The sequence below is a fragment of the Tolypothrix bouteillei VB521301 genome (genome assembly GCF_000760695.4).
GTDB lineage: Bacteria > Cyanobacteriota > Cyanobacteriia > Cyanobacteriales > Nostocaceae > Scytonema > Scytonema bouteillei_A.
On record NZ_JHEG04000001.1, the window covers coordinates 4,346,406 to 4,363,320 of the forward strand.

The 16,915-nt window shown below is 41.3% G+C and carries 14 protein-coding genes; 5 read left to right on the top strand and 9 right to left on the bottom strand.

Annotation, left to right across the window (positions count from 1 at the left end):
- Positions 1–85 precede the first annotated feature (85 nt).
- Positions 86–973 (top strand): hypothetical protein, encoded by an 888-nt coding sequence (locus HC643_RS17330; protein ID WP_038083791.1) that lies wholly within the window; start codon positions 86–88, stop codon positions 971–973.
- A 122-nt stretch (positions 974–1,095) separates the two neighbouring features.
- On the opposite strand, the gene HC643_RS17335 is transcribed toward HC643_RS17330, so the two are convergent.
- Together HC643_RS17335 and HC643_RS17340 are read right to left on the bottom strand one after the other, a co-directional pair.
- Positions 1,096–1,833, bottom strand: a complete 738-nt coding sequence (locus HC643_RS17335) for a hypothetical protein (RefSeq protein WP_038083790.1) — start codon at positions 1,831–1,833, stop codon at positions 1,096–1,098.
- 241 nt (positions 1,834–2,074) lie between these two features.
- Complete coding sequence (locus HC643_RS17340) at positions 2,075–2,773, bottom strand: DUF4079 domain-containing protein (protein WP_038083789.1); 699 nt, start codon at positions 2,771–2,773, stop codon at positions 2,075–2,077.
- Positions 2,774–3,353: 580 nt separating this feature from the next.
- Here HC643_RS17340 and HC643_RS17345 point away from each other — a divergent pair.
- Positions 3,354–5,624: a glycosyltransferase gene (locus tag HC643_RS17345; protein ID WP_038083955.1), complete on the top strand. Its 2,271-nt coding sequence runs from the start codon at positions 3,354–3,356 to the stop codon at positions 5,622–5,624.
- A 96-nt stretch (positions 5,625–5,720) separates the two neighbouring features.
- Here HC643_RS17345 and recQ read toward each other — a convergent pair whose 3' ends face one another.
- From recQ to HC643_RS17365, 4 genes are all read right to left on the bottom strand, one after another.
- Positions 5,721–7,877 (bottom strand): DNA helicase RecQ, encoded by a 2,157-nt coding sequence (gene recQ / locus HC643_RS17350; protein WP_038083788.1) that lies wholly within the window; start codon positions 7,875–7,877, stop codon positions 5,721–5,723.
- A gap of 84 nt (positions 7,878–7,961) precedes the next feature.
- Positions 7,962–8,375, bottom strand: a complete 414-nt coding sequence (locus HC643_RS17355) for a type II toxin-antitoxin system PemK/MazF family toxin (protein ID WP_038083786.1) — start codon at positions 8,373–8,375, stop codon at positions 7,962–7,964.
- Positions 8,360–8,641, bottom strand: coding sequence for a hypothetical protein (locus tag HC643_RS17360; protein WP_038083784.1), 282 nt, complete (start codon positions 8,639–8,641; stop codon positions 8,360–8,362). Before HC643_RS17360 ends, HC643_RS17355 begins: the two co-directional genes overlap by 16 nt.
- Before the next feature lie 210 nt (positions 8,642–8,851).
- A complete protein-coding gene (locus HC643_RS17365; RefSeq protein ID WP_137986314.1) occupies positions 8,852–9,049 on the bottom strand; it encodes a type 2 periplasmic-binding domain-containing protein in 198 nt (65 codons plus the stop codon).
- 139 nt (positions 9,050–9,188) lie between these two features.
- On the opposite strand from HC643_RS17365, the gene HC643_RS17370 reads away from it, so the two are divergent.
- Positions 9,189–9,473, top strand: a complete 285-nt coding sequence (locus HC643_RS17370) for a DUF427 domain-containing protein (RefSeq protein ID WP_038083782.1) — start codon at positions 9,189–9,191, stop codon at positions 9,471–9,473.
- A 177-nt stretch (positions 9,474–9,650) separates the two neighbouring features.
- On the opposite strand, the gene HC643_RS17375 is transcribed toward HC643_RS17370, so the two are convergent.
- From HC643_RS17375 to HC643_RS17385, 3 genes are all read right to left on the bottom strand, one after another.
- Positions 9,651–10,100, bottom strand: a complete 450-nt coding sequence (locus HC643_RS17375) for a TOBE domain-containing protein (RefSeq protein WP_038083777.1) — start codon at positions 10,098–10,100, stop codon at positions 9,651–9,653.
- A 202-nt stretch (positions 10,101–10,302) separates the two neighbouring features.
- Complete coding sequence (locus HC643_RS17380) at positions 10,303–10,656, bottom strand: hypothetical protein (RefSeq protein WP_050045908.1); 354 nt, start codon at positions 10,654–10,656, stop codon at positions 10,303–10,305.
- Between the two features lie 297 nt (positions 10,657–10,953).
- Complete coding sequence (locus tag HC643_RS17385) at positions 10,954–11,493, bottom strand: phycobiliprotein lyase (RefSeq protein ID WP_038083774.1); 540 nt, start codon at positions 11,491–11,493, stop codon at positions 10,954–10,956.
- A gap of 496 nt (positions 11,494–11,989) precedes the next feature.
- Here HC643_RS17385 and HC643_RS17390 point away from each other — a divergent pair, with 496 nt between their 5' ends.
- Together HC643_RS17390 and HC643_RS17395 are read left to right on the top strand one after the other, a co-directional pair.
- Positions 11,990–13,405 carry an efflux RND transporter periplasmic adaptor subunit gene (locus HC643_RS17390; RefSeq protein WP_082051721.1) on the top strand — a complete coding sequence of 472 codons (1,416 nt, stop codon included), beginning with the start codon at positions 11,990–11,992 and terminating at the stop codon, positions 13,403–13,405.
- An 83-nt stretch (positions 13,406–13,488) separates the two neighbouring features.
- Entirely contained in the window at positions 13,489–16,788 is a 3,300-nt protein-coding gene (locus tag HC643_RS17395) for an efflux RND transporter permease subunit (protein WP_038083771.1), read from the top strand.
- Positions 16,789–16,915 lie beyond the last annotated feature (127 nt).

The following is a 16,915-nucleotide window of genomic DNA, read 5'->3' on the forward strand; positions in this document are numbered from 1 at the left end:
GATAACTGATGACACTATGAACGATTAGCAATTAGCAATTAGCAATTAGCAATTAACAAAACTACATAACAACAAGGAGTGTTTCGTGGCTAAACCGATTTTTGAACTGGTTGATGAACTACCAACCGGCGGTTTGACAGTGTCAATGTTGAATTCGCTCGATTTCGTGGCTCCGGGTCAATGGCAGAATGTGGTTGGATTTGTCAATACCATCAAAACTGTAACTGGCGAAACTGATGACAGCTTAATTCAAGCGATTGGTGAAAGAGCAATTTATCTCTACAACGATCGCTCTCAAGGATACCAACGCGCAATGTGGCTCTATCAAACTGTTGACAGCACAGATAGAGCCCTTGGTGCAGCAGCATTGGCAAATAAAGTCGGTGAAAAAATTCCTCTTTTTGGTTTTCTCAACAAAGTGACTCCCAAATCTGATAGAGCCCAAACTATTGATTTATGTCTAAAGTTAGTTGCTGAGTTGGTGGCTTTCTGCCAAATTAACGGGATTCCCGGAGATAGTATTGGAGATTTTGTTGCTTCTTTGGGTGAATATAGTGGTGAGTCACTGATTCGCATGGTTGCTTTAGTTTGTGTAGATGGCTTACTACCTCTTGGTCCGGACTTTATTAGTAGTGCATTATCTAGCATTAGCCAAACAAACCCCCAAGAATTGGAACAGAATGCTACTTACCAAAACATTCAAGACGCAATTCCCGGTGGTGATTCTCGCGGAAAACTGAACTTTATTGGAGAAAGCTTTGACTCCGTCAAGGGTTGGATGAGCGGTTTGGTTGCTTCTAATGGCTTGACACCACAAAAGGTTGCTCGCAACTTGCAAAGCTTCCTTGATGTTGCGGATGACAATCTGGACTATTTAGCTGCATTCCTGGATGTTTCAACCAACTACTACGAGCATACAGGGACGCAAACATTAGCACGCCGTCTCATTGAACGAGCATTTGCTGAAATTTAATTCTTCCAAAAAGTCACCTGAAATCAACCCAATGGCTGGTTTTTAAACCCCTGTTAGTTACGTATATTTATACAGGTGATGTGCTTGTTCTTTTTCCGTGAAGGCACGGCAACGCCGTGCCCTTACTTAGGTAATTTGAGTCCTTGTACTATGACAGGCATATGAGGTTCAAAATTCCGGAAATTTTCTAGTTTGTCAAACTTTCCTGTTGTTGAGGCTGTATCGAAGGCAGTTGTCATCACATAAAGGGCTTTACCGTCAAAGGCAACATAACCGCGATGTTCTTCATGAGATCCACCTTGTTTTTTCAGCCCTGCAAATCCATAATACACTCCTTTGAGTTGACCGACTTGTACTGTTTGAGGGGGCTGGGATGAGAAGGTAATTTTGTTACCATACTCTTTGTTACGATCTTTTGCCAAAATACTATAGCGCTCAGAGGTCCAAAGCTTCAGTGCTGAGGTTACCTGGTTTTGGTTCTTCGGGTCTTGGTAATCTATTTTGGAATTTGCTGGAAGACCAGCCTGTACCAACATTTTTTGAAAATTCGGTAGTTTGTCCAAAGTATAAACACCCATCTCAACCGTACCCAAAACTTTTTCTTGCGAAGATACACAGAGTAAAGGTGCAGTTCCCTCACATGGTGAAACACTCCAGCCTGATGGAGCGCTCGTTTTTCCTAAGATTGTCTTCCAGATATTGCTTTGAGTTGCTTGTGAGTTAGCAGCAGTTGCTTGTACAACTGTAGGTTGCTGCAATTTACGATTGGCAGAAAATTTAGAGAAAGCTTGTATCAAGCCAAGTGGTGTTAATACTGAAACGACAAGAGCACCAAAGAGAACGTGATAGAGTCTCAACATAAGTTTTATCAATAGAATTCGTCTTACTATTTTGGATTTAGGATTTTGTATTGAAAAAGCCCGAACTGGGCTTCGTTCCAAGCAACTATCTTTTACCTACCTGTTTCCAAGCGGTATTAGGTAGCAGAAACCATTATCCGCAAGCTTTGTGGATATCTTATGAAGATTCAGCTATTTCTTCTTATGTTCCGATTGGCTATTTGCCGATTTAGAGATTAGTCCCCATTCCTCCCGTCATCAGCTATTTCGGACAGGTTTTATTAGCAAAATCGCACTGATAAATGTAAGGCTCTTGCCAACTTAAAGGAATTTCTAGTAAGTCTCTTGTACCCGTTATACCTTGTCCGATAAACAGTAACAAGGCAACGCAATTTAAAATTGTGTGGACTGTGCGCCAACGATTCGATCTATCTTTATAGATATCAGGAACAATTGCTAAAGAAAAAATCATGAGCAAAGCAGCAGTTATTCCGTAGTAGTAATGAGACCAGTACCATTCATTGTCACGGCGAAAGACTCCATCCTGATAGCCAAGAATAACTATACCCGCACCAGTTAAAGTAGCAAAGACTCCCCGCCATAGTGGTTGCTTGACACGATACAGGAAGACTAAAGAGGTAATTGTAACCGCAAACATTATAAGAATAAAAGCAACTTGGAAAGCATCTTTACTCCACAATTGATTTTTAATAATGTTTTTCCCAATTGGATAAGCAAGCCCTATCAACACCAATCCTACAACTGCGCCTGTCAGCCAATTGCCAAGCTGTCTGTGTTCTACTCCCACTACAGGTGGAATCTTGCTTTTCTGTGAATTTTTGGATTCCAGGCGTCGCTGACGTGTTTGCCATGCAAAGTTAACTACCATGCCAATCAGAGGAAATACGAAAAAGACTGCGATCGCTGGATGGACAAGACCAAGAAAATCTGCTAACTCCATAGAATACCTTTTTACACAAACCTGTTGAGGGCAAACACTCTAATTTCGTTTTTTTTTGCAATCATAAAACACACCCTATTGTGTATTCAGCTACTTTAAGGGGAGCGATGGCAAAGCGTAAGCTACGTAGGGCTTATCGAGTACCGCTCCTCAAATTTCTTGCTAAGCTTACTTTAAACCGTATTTTCAGCAGTTAAATGAATGCAGCCTGAGAATTTTTGAGAAATACTCTAATGCTTTTTCAACCTAGGGCTCTAGCATATCCTTACAATTAATGAATTAGACCAAAAGATTCAAAGAGTGGATTTTTCATAGCGTCCCCATCCTGGTAAGTCATTTATCGATTTTTGTTGCATATTCTTTGTAATTTGTTGTAAAGTATATCAAATATTTACAATTGTATTGCACTCAAGAATTAACCACACTTGACCAAGCGTAAAGTCGTACAAGCTCCAAAACTGTGTTTATGGAAAAAAAAGAAGTTGATTCACAAGTATGGGGACTAACGGGTCACTAGTTACTGGTTGGCGATCGCTTATAATAGGTCACTCCTCACTGGTCATTGTTAGGGTATTTCAAAATGATAATTACAAAATTGAGTAAATACAGCCTCCAACTCGTTCGCCAGAGAGGTTTCCAAATCCACACTGTTACATTTTTTTTATTAAGCATCTTTGTCTTATTTAGTGCTGTCATTGCAGCCTGGTTTGCAGGCGATGAGGTAATCACTCATATTTTTGCCAAGATTTATGAATGGCAAAAGTACCCGCCAACCTGGTTACAAGTACCAATGGTACCAAAGCAGTATTTACTAGCACCCACTGTGTTGCTATTGTTATCTGTTTTGGCGATCGTAAAAATTTCTCCCCAACCTCAAGCTTGGTCTCGAAGGTTTGTGGTAGGAGTTCTGCTGTGCTTGACCTTGCGTTACATTGTGTGGCGCTCGCTTTCCACGCTCAATTTAGCCAATCCCCTCGTAGGCGTTTTTAGCTTGGGGCTATTCTTTTTTGAAATGTTCGCGCTCCTGAATACAATTATTCAGTTGTTTCTAATGCTTAATGTCAAAGATCGCCGTCAGGAAGCAACTAGAAAATCGATCGCTGTTATTCAAGGAATCTTTACACCATCTGTTGATATTTTGATACCAACCTATAATGAACCCGTTTTTATTTTGCGGCGTACAATTATTGGTTGCCAAGCACTAGAATACACTAATAAAAAAATCTATATTCTGGATGATACTAAACGTCCGGAAATGAAAAAATTAGCTGAAGAATTAGGATGTGAATGTATAACACGTTCTGATAATAAATATGCCAAAGCGGGAAATTTAAATCATGCTATAGCTCAAACTGATGGCGAACTCATTGTTGTTTTTGATGCAGATTTTGTACCGACTAAAAATTTTCTTACCCGCACAGTTGGCTTTTTTCAAGATGAAAACACAGCACTCGTGCAAACACCTCAAAGTTTTTATAATGCCGATCCTATATCCCGCAACCTTGGTTTAGAAAATATTCTCACTCCAGACGAAGAAGGATTTTACCGTCAACTTCAACCCATTCGTGATGCAGCAGGGAGCGTAGTTTGTTGTGGGACTTCCTTTATTGTTCGACGCAGCGCATTAGAAAGTGTCGGTGGGTTCGTGACAGATTCCTTAAGCGAAGACTATTTCACGGGAATAAGTCTTTCTGCAAAAGGCTACAATTTAATTTATCTCAACGAACAATTGAGTGCAGGTTTAGCGGCGGAAAACATAAGTGCTTACGTAACTCAGCGAATGCGTTGGGCGCGGGGTACATTGCAAGCATTTTTTATTAAATCCAATCCTTTAACAATTCCCGGACTGACTTTCATTCAACGATTGGGTCATTTGGAAGGATTGTTGAACCATTCTAGCAGTATTGCGCGTGTTTATTTCCTCTTGATACCACTTGCCTATTTATTTTTAGGTGTCATTCCCATTCATGCAACCGCAGTCGAAATTATATATTTCTACTTACCTGTTTATATAATAAATTTTGCAGTTTTTTCTTGGTTGAATTATCGCTCGCGCTCTGCTTTACTATCAGATATTTATTCTCTAATTTTGTGTTTTCCCCTTGCATTAAATCAGATAAAAGTGATGTTGAATCCTTTTGCTAGAGGATTTAAAGTCACGCCAAAAGGAAAAACAATTTATAGATACTACTACAACTGGCAATTGGCAATTCCTCTGATTATTTTATTCATTGCTACCGCCTTTGGCTTGTGTTGCAATTTAACAATGTTTGTGACAGGTAGTTCTTGGACTACAACAGTCCCACCAGAACTAGATTTACAAGTCAAAGGTATCAGCTTGGGTTGGTATTGGAGCGCTTATAATTTAATAACAATTGCTATTTCTCTTCTGGTATTACTGGATGCACCTAAATTAGACACATATGAATGGTTTGATTTAAGACGGGTTCTTCGCTTACATTTTGGAGAGCGAAACCTTTGGGGAGTATCCAGAATGATTTCAGAAGGAGGGATAGAAGTTGCTCTCAATCAGAAACCTCCCTTTGATTTAGTTGAAAATAGACCTGTAAAAGTAGAAATTGTCGAAGAAAACTTACTGCTAGATGCACGAGTTGAGTGGATTGGGTTGAAAAATGAATTTCCGACCGTGAGAGTTAGGTTTGAATCAGTCAGCTTACTCCAACAACGCCGCCTTGTGGAAATGTTATTTTGTCGTCCCGGACAGTGGAAGCGCAACAACGTACCGGGAGAGTTGGGTTCTTTGCTGTTGATATTGAAAATTTTGTTAAGACCGCGCATTCTTTTTAATAGAAAAGTCGATCGCACTCCGCTTGCTGTTGCTAAGATTTGAATCCAGAGAACAGTGATGCTGACGGTAGAGGGAACATCCAAATTTTGAAAAAATACAGGCGATTGGAATTGTAAAGAATATTAATCCAGAATAATATTACCTCTTACCTCTACACCGCCAGGTTATCTTTACAAGACGAATTTCATCAAAACTATAGCGATCGCCAAGATACTCTTTAATAGGTGTTAGAGGAACATCTCCTAAAATTTCCAATACTTGTAAAATTTTTTGCTGCTTCTCTACACTAACCAATAAATTTAAATCTATTGGCTGCTTCTTCTCAATGAGATTGCAAAGGTGATCGATAATGGTTCTTGGGCGAAGGTTGCGTTTTTTCGCAATTTCTGCAACACTCAAACCTTGCTGGTGCAATTGCAATGTTTGTAGTTCTGTCCCTATAGGTAATTCGTCAGACGGTGTAGAATTCAGTTTCTTTTCCAGCAAACCTTGTTTTTGATGGTAAGCACGAATTGCTGCTAGAAATTGGTCTCCGTATTGCGAGACTTTATGACTGGCTACCCCAGAAAGTTTACTAAATTCTAATAAACTTTTAGGTTGGCTCTGTGCCATTAATCTTAATGTAGAGTCAGAAAAGATGACGTAAGGTGCTACAGATTGAGCATCTGCAATTTGTTTGCGAAGCGATCGCAATTTTTGCAACAGTAAATCCACCTCTGCTGCTTTTGCATCCCTATCTGTTAAGGGTACTCTTTGTGCGACTGGAATAGCAACAGTCACTGTTCGCTGTCGGCGCATTATTTCCCAACTTAAGGCATTTAGTTTTAAGACTGCGTAACCATCACTTGTTTGTTCTAAAAAACCTTTATGCAACAAAGAACGCCCTAGCATTCGCCATTCATCTAAACCTCTATCTTTACCAATCCCATAAGTGGAGAGTTTATCGTGTCCGTTTTGGATAATTTTCTGTGTTTTTGCACCTCGCAACACATCTATAATATGACCCATTCCATACTTTTCTTTGCATCGAGCCACACAAGATAAAAATTTCATGGCTTCGATAGTCCAATCTTGCTCTGGCTTGGGATACCGACAGTTATCGCAATTTCCACAATTGCCTGCAAACCTTTCTCCAAAGTAACCCAATTGAATTGTTCGGCGGCAAACTGTTCCTTCAGCATAATCTATCATTTGCCGCAGTTGTTGTTTGGCAATCAATTGTTCTTGAGGGTCGGTTTTTTGATTGATACTCCACTCTATAGTTTTGACATCACTAAAGTTATAAAAAAGCAGACAGCGAGATGTTTCTCCATCTCTTCCCGCCCTACCTGATTCTTGATAATAACTTTCTATGTTGCGGGGTAAATCAAAGTGAACCACAAACCGGACATCTGGTTTATTAATTCCCATCCCAAAGGCAATTGTTGCTACGATAACGCGCACGTCATCGCGAATAAACCGAGTTTGATTTTGATTGCGTTCTTCATCAGTTAATCCAGCATGATATGGTAAGGCAGCAATTTTCTCATGCTGGAGTTTTAGAGTCAGTTCATCAACTTTTTTGCGGGTTAAGCAATAGATGATTCCCGAACCATCTGTTTCTCGAATCAGTTCCAACAATTCTGCGTAAGCAGATTTTGTTTTAGAACGGACTTCGTAGTAAAGGTTGGTGCGGTTAAAGCTAGAAATGTGGATGTTGGGTTGGTTTAACCCTAATTGTTGGATGATATCAGCGCGGACGCGATCGGTTGCTGTCGCAGTTAGGGCGGAGACAGGTATATCTGGGTAGCGTTGGCGTAATAACTTAAGTTGGCGGTACTCCGGGCGAAAGTCATGTCCCCACTCAGAAACACAATGCGCTTCGTCAATTGCAAAGGCAGAAATACCAACTTTGTGATGGACAAGATCGAGTAAAGGCAGAAATCTTTCGCTGACCAGACGTTCTGGCGCAACGTAGAGTAGTTTTATCTTACCTTGGAGCAGGGCTTCTTCACGCGATCGCACCTGATAGGCATTGAGGCTGCTGTTTAGGAAGGTTGCAGAAACACCGTTATTTCGCAATGCTTCCACTTGGTCTTGCATCAAAGCTATAAGTGGCGACACAACAACAGTGACACCTTTTTTCAAGAGTGCGGGAAGTTGAAAACACAACGATTTTCCCCCACCAGTGGGCATAACGATCAGTAAATCCCGATTTAAGAGCGCTTGTTCGATGATTTGCCGTTGTCCGAGGCGGAAGGTGTCATAACCAAAGTGGTGTTTTAGCGCTTGTTCTAAAGTGGGAGACTGATACATAAATCGCTTTCTTACAAAAAAGGCATCTTGCCTGCACGCTAATTGTAACTAATCACAGCCCAGGAAGAGAAGCTACAGTACATATTACCTTGTCTGTGATTTTGGATTTTTGCCTCTTTCCAAAGCTTTTGATGTTGATGGTGAAGGCTCAAACGGCTTTTGAAGGATTTCAATAATTGTCTTAATAACTTCATTCATTTTTTCGTCCTTCAATCTGCCCATTTGCTTAATGACGTTACTTTTGTCAACTGTCGCGATGATATTAGGGCGAATAAAGCAAGGGCTTAAGTTTAGTTTACCAATCCTGAAGTCTTGGTCTTCCAACTTAATTTCATAGTCTCTGCCCGGTTTACTGGTGATAGGACAGACCATGATATTGTTACTATCTGATTCTGCTATTATCAAGGCAGGTCTTCTCTTAGTGGCAGATGCATCTGAAAATGGAAAAGGTACTGAGATAACATCGCCTTTGCCTAAATTTTCTATAGATCCTTCCACGCTTCGTCTTCCTCTGGAGTGAGCCAAACTTTGTTAAGTGATGACTCACTCAACTCAAGAAAATCTTTTACTAGTGTTTGAGAATTGTCGTTATCATCAGACAACAAATTCTTAACTTTTTCTAGTGGGAGTCCAGTTAGCTTTGTTACTAGAGCTAAATCAATACCTTCCCTCAACATATTGAGTGCAACCTGGGTTAATCCCTGCTGCAAACCTTGCTCCCAAGCTTCGCGTAACGTTTTAGGTTGAATTGCAAAGTCATGCATGATTGTCAGTGTATTGCGATATGTTTCAATAATACTTGGTTACTGTGGCGATTAGCTTATTTCCTGTCTCAAACATTTCTTCACGTGTTTAATAGCCGAGCGCACTTGATAGACATTGAGACTACTACTTAAGGGTGTTGCAAAAACACCGTTATTTCGCGATGCTTCCACTTGGTTTTGCATTAAAGCTATAAGGTTAACCAGCTTAACCTACTTAGTTATAGAGTCGTACAAGCTAGCATATCCAGAGTTTTCCAACAGTTTTTGACCTTCAGCAGTTAGCAGCAAATTTGCGTATGCTTCTCCTGCTTGTCGAGCTGGGTGCTCCTCTTTTACAATCACATATAACTTACGAAGAAGAGGGTATCGCTTGCTGCGAAACACTTCAACATCCACATCAATTGACAACTGATACTAAGATGCTCCTACTGCAATCCTAAATTGCTTAAACTCTAGTATGTAGTACTCAAGCTCACCAGATTGAAAAACACAGGACTACCAACTTTCCCCTATTATTAAGGTGTAAAGTAAAGAGCGATCGCCACTTATGCCCAAAGCAATCTGGAATGGTGCTGTTATAGCCGAAAGCAATGACACTGTAGTTGTGGAAGGCAACCATTACTTCCCCCCGAGCGCAGTCAATAAGGAATACTTTAAGGAAAGCGACACCCATACAACTTGCCCTTGGAAGGGTGTTGCTAGTTACTACAGCATTGAAGTTGACGGACAACTTAATAAGGATGCTGCTTGGTACTATCCTAGTGCTAAGGATAAGGCAAAGAATATTGAAGGTTATATTGCCTTTTGGAGAGGGGTTAAGGTTGAATCATAGTCAAAATCCGCAATTTTGACTGTTCTGGAGTTGAGTGACTTCCAAATAAAAAATACCCTATCTACATTCATAGTAGGATGGGCTCTCAGCCCGTCCTAATATATTAGACGGGCAGAATTTCATGCAATCTTTCTGGCTTAATTTTGTATAAAAGTTACAAAAATAATAAGCTCAAGCTTATTCGCTTGCAATCACAATATCATTAGACTTGATTACGGCATAAGCCTCTTTACCCTCTGTCAGTTCCAACTCATCTGCTGATACTCGGGTGATAATTGAGGTAAGTTCAACTTTATGAACAATCTCTAGTGTAACCTCAGTATTTACGGCTCCTGTAATAACTCGTTTGACAACTCCTTTTAAAATATTTCGAGAGCTGACTTTTAAAGGTTTTTTCTGACCTACAACATCTATCTTAGGGCTGACTTCACTACCCCAAGCATCGTCTTTTCCCCGACGCTGAGTTGGTCGTGATGTTGATACAGAAGACTGTTCGTTGAGACTCCGCACTAATTCCCGCAAAATTTCTGTTTTGGTGCGCTGAGACTGTTGGCAAAATTCCTCTAAAATCTTTCTCTCCTCCTCGGAGGTTTGAAACGTAATCCATCCTTGTTCTTTTCTTGGCATATTTTTACCAAATTAGTTGGTAATTGAGACCGATGTTGATACGATCCTACCAAGCACAAATACGTTTGAACAAGAAAACTTTCTTTTACTTTTCGTTATGGTAGGTTGGGTTAAATAAAGTGTAACCCAACCAGACGTAGAATTTCTATTGAAGATAATTAGCACCTAAAGCCCCAATTTTTACTCAATCTCAATCTGCCACTTATACTTCATCCATCCCAACTTCCCAAGGAACTCCCTTGTCTGTAGGGGGACACAAGCGGATTTTGGCACTATTAGAAAATAGTTTTAATTTTTTAAAAATATCGGGAACAACATTCGCGATATGCCAGTAACTTTCTAAGTCATAGCAGATAATGAGCAGCGTTAATGTACCAGCGTTAATTGTGAAATACCAGTGACAACTCGACAACAAAAATCGCATTATCGGACCGCAAGCTTTGTAAAACTTCTGGCAAATGGTTTCTTCTAGCTGTCTGTGAAGCAACACATCAAGGTGTATGCTTCGCGATGGCTGATCGTCTGGGGGAAGAGGAGGAAGAAAGAATTTACCCATTAAATAAGTCCTCCTAAAAAACAGGATACCGTTCCCCTACTTTGCACTTTATTTTCTGGAATGTGGACTTTTCTCTAGGTTTTTTTCCAAATTCAAAAGTAAAAATTTAAATTTAAAATCAAAAATTTACAATTAAATAATAATACCTAAATAGATAGCTTTGGTGATACAAAATCAGTAGGTAAAATAAAAAATAAAACTATAGTCGCGAGGTGTAAATTGTCTGTATTTAGCTGGTAGTACTGTAGGGCGGGAAAATACCGCCCTACGTATATTTCAGCATAGCTGCCCTCTTCGCTAATCTATTCTCTTTTCCAAATACTGACCGATCATAACTTGTTCGCCTGCACGAGAGATAATTGACTGACGCGTGCGGTATTTGCTACCTATCAGCTTTAACTCTTCCTCAAATACTGAACCGTTGTACTCTGTTCTCAGACATAAAGTTTTGGGGTTTGGGAAGTGATATTCAGCAGTAATGGGCTTCGTTGTTGCAAAACCGCGATCGCGATACAAAATGTTTCCCAATGCACCAAACAGCGTTGAACCATTAGACTCTTTCCTTCCTGTCGCGGAATTGGCACTTTCCCAAGTGACTTCAGCACCACATCTCAAACTAACTGTTTCTGGCAAATCGTGCATTTGAGCTAGTTTTTGCAATTCCTCGCATCCTGGGGTTAAAAACTTTATAGTAATTATACTTACGACTTCTTTGGTTTCTCCATTCGGTAGTGTGTAGTAACGCCGTTCGGACCGCCACATCCCAACTGATTCTTGGAAAAAGTCAATCAATAAAGATTCATCAGAGCTTTGTGCAAGTTTAAGTAGTGCTGTCACTAGTAGTCTTCCTCTCTAATATTAAGTTTCATCATCAAGTGTTGGGATTGAATACACTATGTGTGTCTCAAATACCAGATTTCTTGATTTTTTTTAATATTACCTACAGATTTAGGAGAATAGCTGATAGCTTTGCTACAATAGCAAAAATCAGTATTCTCGCTTTTTTAACAACTCTCTTAAGTTAGATCTTTTGCATTCTGGTGTAGATTCCACAGTCTGAGATGGTTTAGATTGAGAGGAACAGACTGATATGAGGCGAAGTCTTGACTTTAGGTAGATCTGATAAAAATTTAACAATTGTTATAATTTAATTAAGAAACTTCAGGCAATTTATGTAACTAAAAATAAAAACAAGTCAGTGAAATTGCGGTCGTTTAAAGAATGACTGTAGTCGAAGCTGCTAGAGTGTCATAACATATATTTACTTAGAGTATAAACTTTTAGAAAATAAAACTAATGGGAGCAGTAAACTACCCAAGTAGGAGCAATGTCAATGCTTTTGGAAGGAAATAAAATACGGAAAAGAACACACCAGCAAATATGTACGGTTGTCAGAAAATTACAACAGCCAAACATCACCTCCATGCCAAAACAAGTGAATCGGAAAAACGTTTTGATTGCTTCAATACTAAGTGTAGGACTGCTGACAGCAGGTTGTGGTTCGTTGCCAAAAGAATCAGCTGAGGCTCAGTCACGGAGTCCGGGAAACAATCAAAGAGGTGGAGGTGCAGTCCCTGTGGATGTAGCAACAGCTCGAACGGGATTGCTGCGTCAAGAACCGGAGTATACGGGAACGACTGTACCCTTCCGGACTGTATCGCTGCGATCGCGAGTAGAAGGACAGCTTTTGGCACTAAACGTAGATGTAGGCGATCGCGTCAATCAAGGACAAGCGATCGGACAAGTAGATGATGCTCTGTTAAGAACCACTCAAAATCAAGCAGAAGCAGAATTAGCAGCTTTGAGATCGGAAGTCGCAAGAGTAAAAGCACAAGTGAGCAATGCGCGTGCTGAAGTTGAAAGATCCAGAGCACAACTACAACAAGCACAAGTCGATTCCCAAAGACAGCAGAAATTATTAAAAGAGGGAGCGATTTCACAACAAGCAGCCGAACAAGCAAGTACTCAAGCCAGAACAACATCTCAAGTCCTTCGCGCCGCACAAGAGCAAGTCCGTACAGAGCAAGAAGCATTAGGCGCAGCCCAAGGTAGAGTTGTTGCACAACAAGCAGTGCTTGCAGAAGCAAAAGAACGCCGTTCCTATGCAAGGCTTATCTCTCCCATTAACGGAGCCGTGTTAGAAAAGGTGACAGAACCGGGAAATTTTCTTCAAGCCGGTAATGAAGTTTTGAGAATAGGCGACTTCAGTCGCGTCAAAATTGAAGTTCAAGTTTCTGAATTAGAACTGGCAAAAATTCGGGTAGGACAATCTGTAAAAGTTCGCTTAGATGCTTTTCCAGATCGAACCTATATTGGACAAGTCACGCGTATTTCTCCCGCCGCAGATAGGACAGCTCGTCTGATACCTGTAGAAGTCGTGATACCAAACGGTGACGGTAGAATTGGCAGTGGCTTACTAGCAAGAGCTAATTTTGAAACTCAAGCACAAGCTAGAGTGCTTGTCCCCGAGACAGCCTTGGGGGCGAGAGGGGGAGAGGGGGAGAAGGGAAGAAGGGGAGAACAAAATTCTCCATCTCCTACCAATAGCCAAGGAACAATATTTGTGGTGACAGAAGCAGGCAAAAAACCAATAGTAACAGCTAGAGCAGTAACGCTAGGGGAAAAAGCTGATGGCAAAGTAGAAATATTATCAGGCTTGCAACCAGGAGAAAGATTTGTGGCTCGCAGTGGTAGACCGTTAAAAGATGGCGCGGCTGTCAGACTTTCAATCCTTTCAGAGAAACAATAGTCATTAGCCCCGAACGAATAAAATGGGCATTGAGTTTTACTCCACTCCCTATTCTCAAGAACATTAGCACCCGGCATTGACTTATGCAGCAGGTACAGCAAAGTAGCGGATTTAGTGTTAGCGCCATATCGATCCGTCAGCATATCGGTACACTCATGCTGACGCTAGCAGTTATTGTTTTAGGTGTCTTTTTTATCATCAAGCTGCCAGTGGATTTGCTGCCTTCAATTACCTATCCTCGAATTGGCGTAAGATTGGAAGCACCTGGAGTTTCACCAGAAGTCGCAATTGATGAAATCACCAGACCTTTAGAAGAAGCTTTTTCTGCAACTGAAGGTGTTATTCAAGTCTATTCCCAAACGCGAGAAGGACAAGTCAATGTGGATTTGTACTTTCAGCCCGGTGGAAATATTGACCAAGCCCTCAACGATGCAACAGCAGCTTTTAACAGATCCAGAAGTGGTTTACCAGACACCATAGAAGAACCTCGTATCTTCAAAGTCGATCCTTCTCAGTTACCAGTTTATGAATTTGCACTCACTTCACCTTCTTTAAGTGGTGTTGATTTGCGTGTATTTGCTGATGAAGAATTAGCCCGCGAACTCAGTGTTGTACCGGGTGTAGCTGGAGTCGATGTCTCAGGAGGTCTTCAAGAAGAAATTAGCGTCAATGTTGATTTAGACCGATTGCAGGCTTTGGGTGTAGGTTTAACTGATGTTTTAGACGAACTAAGGAACCGCAACCAAGACATTTCTGGTGGTCGCATCTTGGGGCGAGATACAGAACCGCTCACCCGAACTGTTGGACGGTTTAAAACAGCTGACGAAATCAAAAACATATTATTTGAGGTTTCCGCTTCTTCCTCTTCCGCTTCTTCCTCTTCCACTTCTTCGGTTTCCGCTTCTTCCTCTTCCGCCTCTTCCTCTGTCCCAAACAAGCGGGTGTACTTGCGAGATTTTGCTGAAGTCGTAGATGGTTCGGAACAACAGCGTATTTTCGTATTACTGAATGGTCAAGAGTCGGTGAAAGTAAGCGTTCAGAAGCAGCCAGACGCCAACACAATTGAGGTTGTGGATGGAGTCAAAAAGCGACTCGAACAACTCAGGCAATCCGGTTTGATTCAAGAAGGAACAGTTATCACACCAACTTTAGATGAGTCTCGATTCATTCGCAACTCTATTTCTAACGTCACGAGTTCTGGATTAATTGGATCGTTGCTAGCTGCGATCGCAGTATTACTCTTCCTGGGATCTGTACGTCAAACTTTTATCATCGTTGCAGCAATTCCCCTAGCAACACTCGCTGCCATTATTTTTATGGGATTATTTGGCTTATCCCTCAACGTTTTTAGTTTGGGTGGTTTGGCGCTCGGTGTAGGTATTGTGGTGGATAACTCCATCGTGATGTTAGAGAATATTGCCGAAGGCGCTGGTATGACGCCTGGAAAAAATTCCACCTCTCGTTTGAGTCAACAACAACTGATTGACCGTTCGGAACAAAGCAGTCGGGAAGTAGAATCGGCGTTAATTGCGTCCACAAGTACCAACTTAGTAGCAGTCTTGCCCTTTTTGCTCATTGGGGGCTTTATCTCATTACTATTTAATGAGTTGATTCTAACCATTAGCTTTTCTGTCGCTGCTTCTATTTTGATTGCGGTCACTGTAGTACCGATGCTTGCGTCCCGAATGCTAGCATGGCGGTGGTCGAGTCGTCTCACCGAGTTTTGGTTTCTCAAAGAATTCAATCGTCGGTTTGAGGCTGCAACCAGAGGATACAGTAGCTTCTTAACTCAAGTCTTGCGCCATCGGTTGTTGGTTATTGGGCTTGCTATCCTAGTTTTTGGTGGTAGTAGTTTGTGGATGGCTCCTCAAATTCCTCAAGAAATTCTACCTCGAATCAATACCGGACAAGCCAATTTAAACGCTCAATTTCCCCCCGGTACGCCGTTAGAAACAAACCGTAAGGTTATGGCTGCGGTTGATAATATTCTTCTCAAGCAATCAGAAACGGATTATGTTTTCTCCACATCAGGAGGTGCTCTGTTTGGTACGAATACCAGTGAAAATCCCTTGCGGGGTTCTAGCACCATTACCTTGAAATCCGGTACGGATGTCGAAGCATATGTTGAGCGAGTCACAGCTGAGTTTGAAAAGCTGAATTTAGCAGGAATCCGTTTGCGTCTGAGTCCCGGTCAAGTAAGAGGATTAATTCTTAGTAACTCTCCGGTGCGAGGGGCAGATGTTGATGTTATTTTGCAGGGAACTGATGCTGAAACTCTGCAAAGAGCAGGGCGTCAGGTATTGGCTGCTATGGAAGATCGAGTGACCGCAGCTAGATTCCGTCCCGATGCAGACCCCCGTCAGCCAGAGATACAGATTCGTCCTGATTGGGAACGAGTAGCGGCTGTAGGGTTGACAACACAAGAAATTGGAGACACGATTCAGACTGCTATTGAAGGAAGTGTACCAACTCAGTTGCAACGGGGAAACCGTTTGGTGGATGTACGGGTGCAGTTGAATGAAGAATCCGTGCGATCGACATCTCAATTATCGCGATTGCCATTATTTATTGAAAATAATCGCCAAGTGCGTTTGAGTGACGTTGCCAATATCGTCCAAGGTGAAGCACCAGGAGAAATTCAACGAATTAACCAGCGCCAAGTTGTGATTTTAGCAGGGAATTTGGCTGAGGGTGCAAGTCTTAGTGAAGCACTCACACAAGTCAACAATGTATTAAACAGTTTACAGTTGCCTGAAGGTGTCACTGTATTACCCAGTTCTGCAACAGAATCAAACAAGCAATTACAAGACTCACTCAAATTGTTGGGTGGATTGGCTGCTTTTCTTGTATTTGTGGTCATGGCTGTGCAATACAATTCACTAGTCGATCCACTAGTGATTATGTTTACAATACCGCTAGCACTTGCAGGAGGTATTTTCGGTCTTTACATTACTAAGACTGCCATCGGAGCTACAGTCATAGTTGGAGCCGTGTTGCTTGTGGGTATTGTAGTCAACAACGCCATCATTATGGTGGAATTGGCAAATCAAATCCGCGAAAGAGAAGGAGTTGACCGTCAAACTGCTATTTTGAAAGCATCACCTCAACGTTTGCGTCCGGTTTTGATGACTACCATCACAACTGTTTTGGGTATGTTTCCCCTAGCGCTGGGAATAGGAGAAGGATCTGAGTTTTTACAACCATTGGGTGTTGTTGTGTTTGCAGGGTTGTCTTTAGCAACGGTACTGACATTATTTATCATTCCCTGCTTTTATATTTTGCTCCATGACTTGCTTGATGGAAAATGGGCAAAGTCTATATTGAGCAGAATGGGTAAATTGAAAACCCGTTTCCAAAAGTTGATGTTTAGAAGGTTTCGTTAGTAGTTAGTAGGGACGCAAAGCATTGCGCCCTAATAGTATTGTTCTTTAACATAAACTCTACACGAGCTAAAAGCAACTCAAGCTTAACTCCTTAAGGGTACTATTTGCTGCGAAAACGGGCAAAATA

Coding starts and splice junctions, on each gene's coding strand:
- recQ (WP_038083788.1), bottom strand. CDS start 7,877: ATGTATCAGTCTCCCACTTTAGAACAAGCGCTAAAACACCACTTTGGT.
- HC643_RS17345 (WP_038083955.1), top strand. CDS start 3,354: ATGATAATTACAAAATTGAGTAAATACAGCCTCCAACTCGTTCGCCAG.
- HC643_RS17375 (WP_038083777.1), bottom strand. CDS start 10,100: ATGCCAAGAAAAGAACAAGGATGGATTACGTTTCAAACCTCCGAGGAG.
- HC643_RS17335 (WP_038083790.1), bottom strand. CDS start 1,833: ATGTTGAGACTCTATCACGTTCTCTTTGGTGCTCTTGTCGTTTCAGTA.
- HC643_RS17380 (WP_050045908.1), bottom strand. CDS start 10,656: ATGGGTAAATTCTTTCTTCCTCCTCTTCCCCCAGACGATCAGCCATCG.
- HC643_RS17340 (WP_038083789.1), bottom strand. CDS start 2,773: ATGGAGTTAGCAGATTTTCTTGGTCTTGTCCATCCAGCGATCGCAGTC.
- HC643_RS17360 (WP_038083784.1), bottom strand. CDS start 8,641: ATGCATGACTTTGCAATTCAACCTAAAACGTTACGCGAAGCTTGGGAG.
- HC643_RS17390 (WP_082051721.1), top strand. CDS start 11,990: ATGCTTTTGGAAGGAAATAAAATACGGAAAAGAACACACCAGCAAATA.
- HC643_RS17370 (WP_038083782.1), top strand. CDS start 9,189: ATGCCCAAAGCAATCTGGAATGGTGCTGTTATAGCCGAAAGCAATGAC.
- HC643_RS17395 (WP_038083771.1), top strand. CDS start 13,489: ATGCAGCAGGTACAGCAAAGTAGCGGATTTAGTGTTAGCGCCATATCG.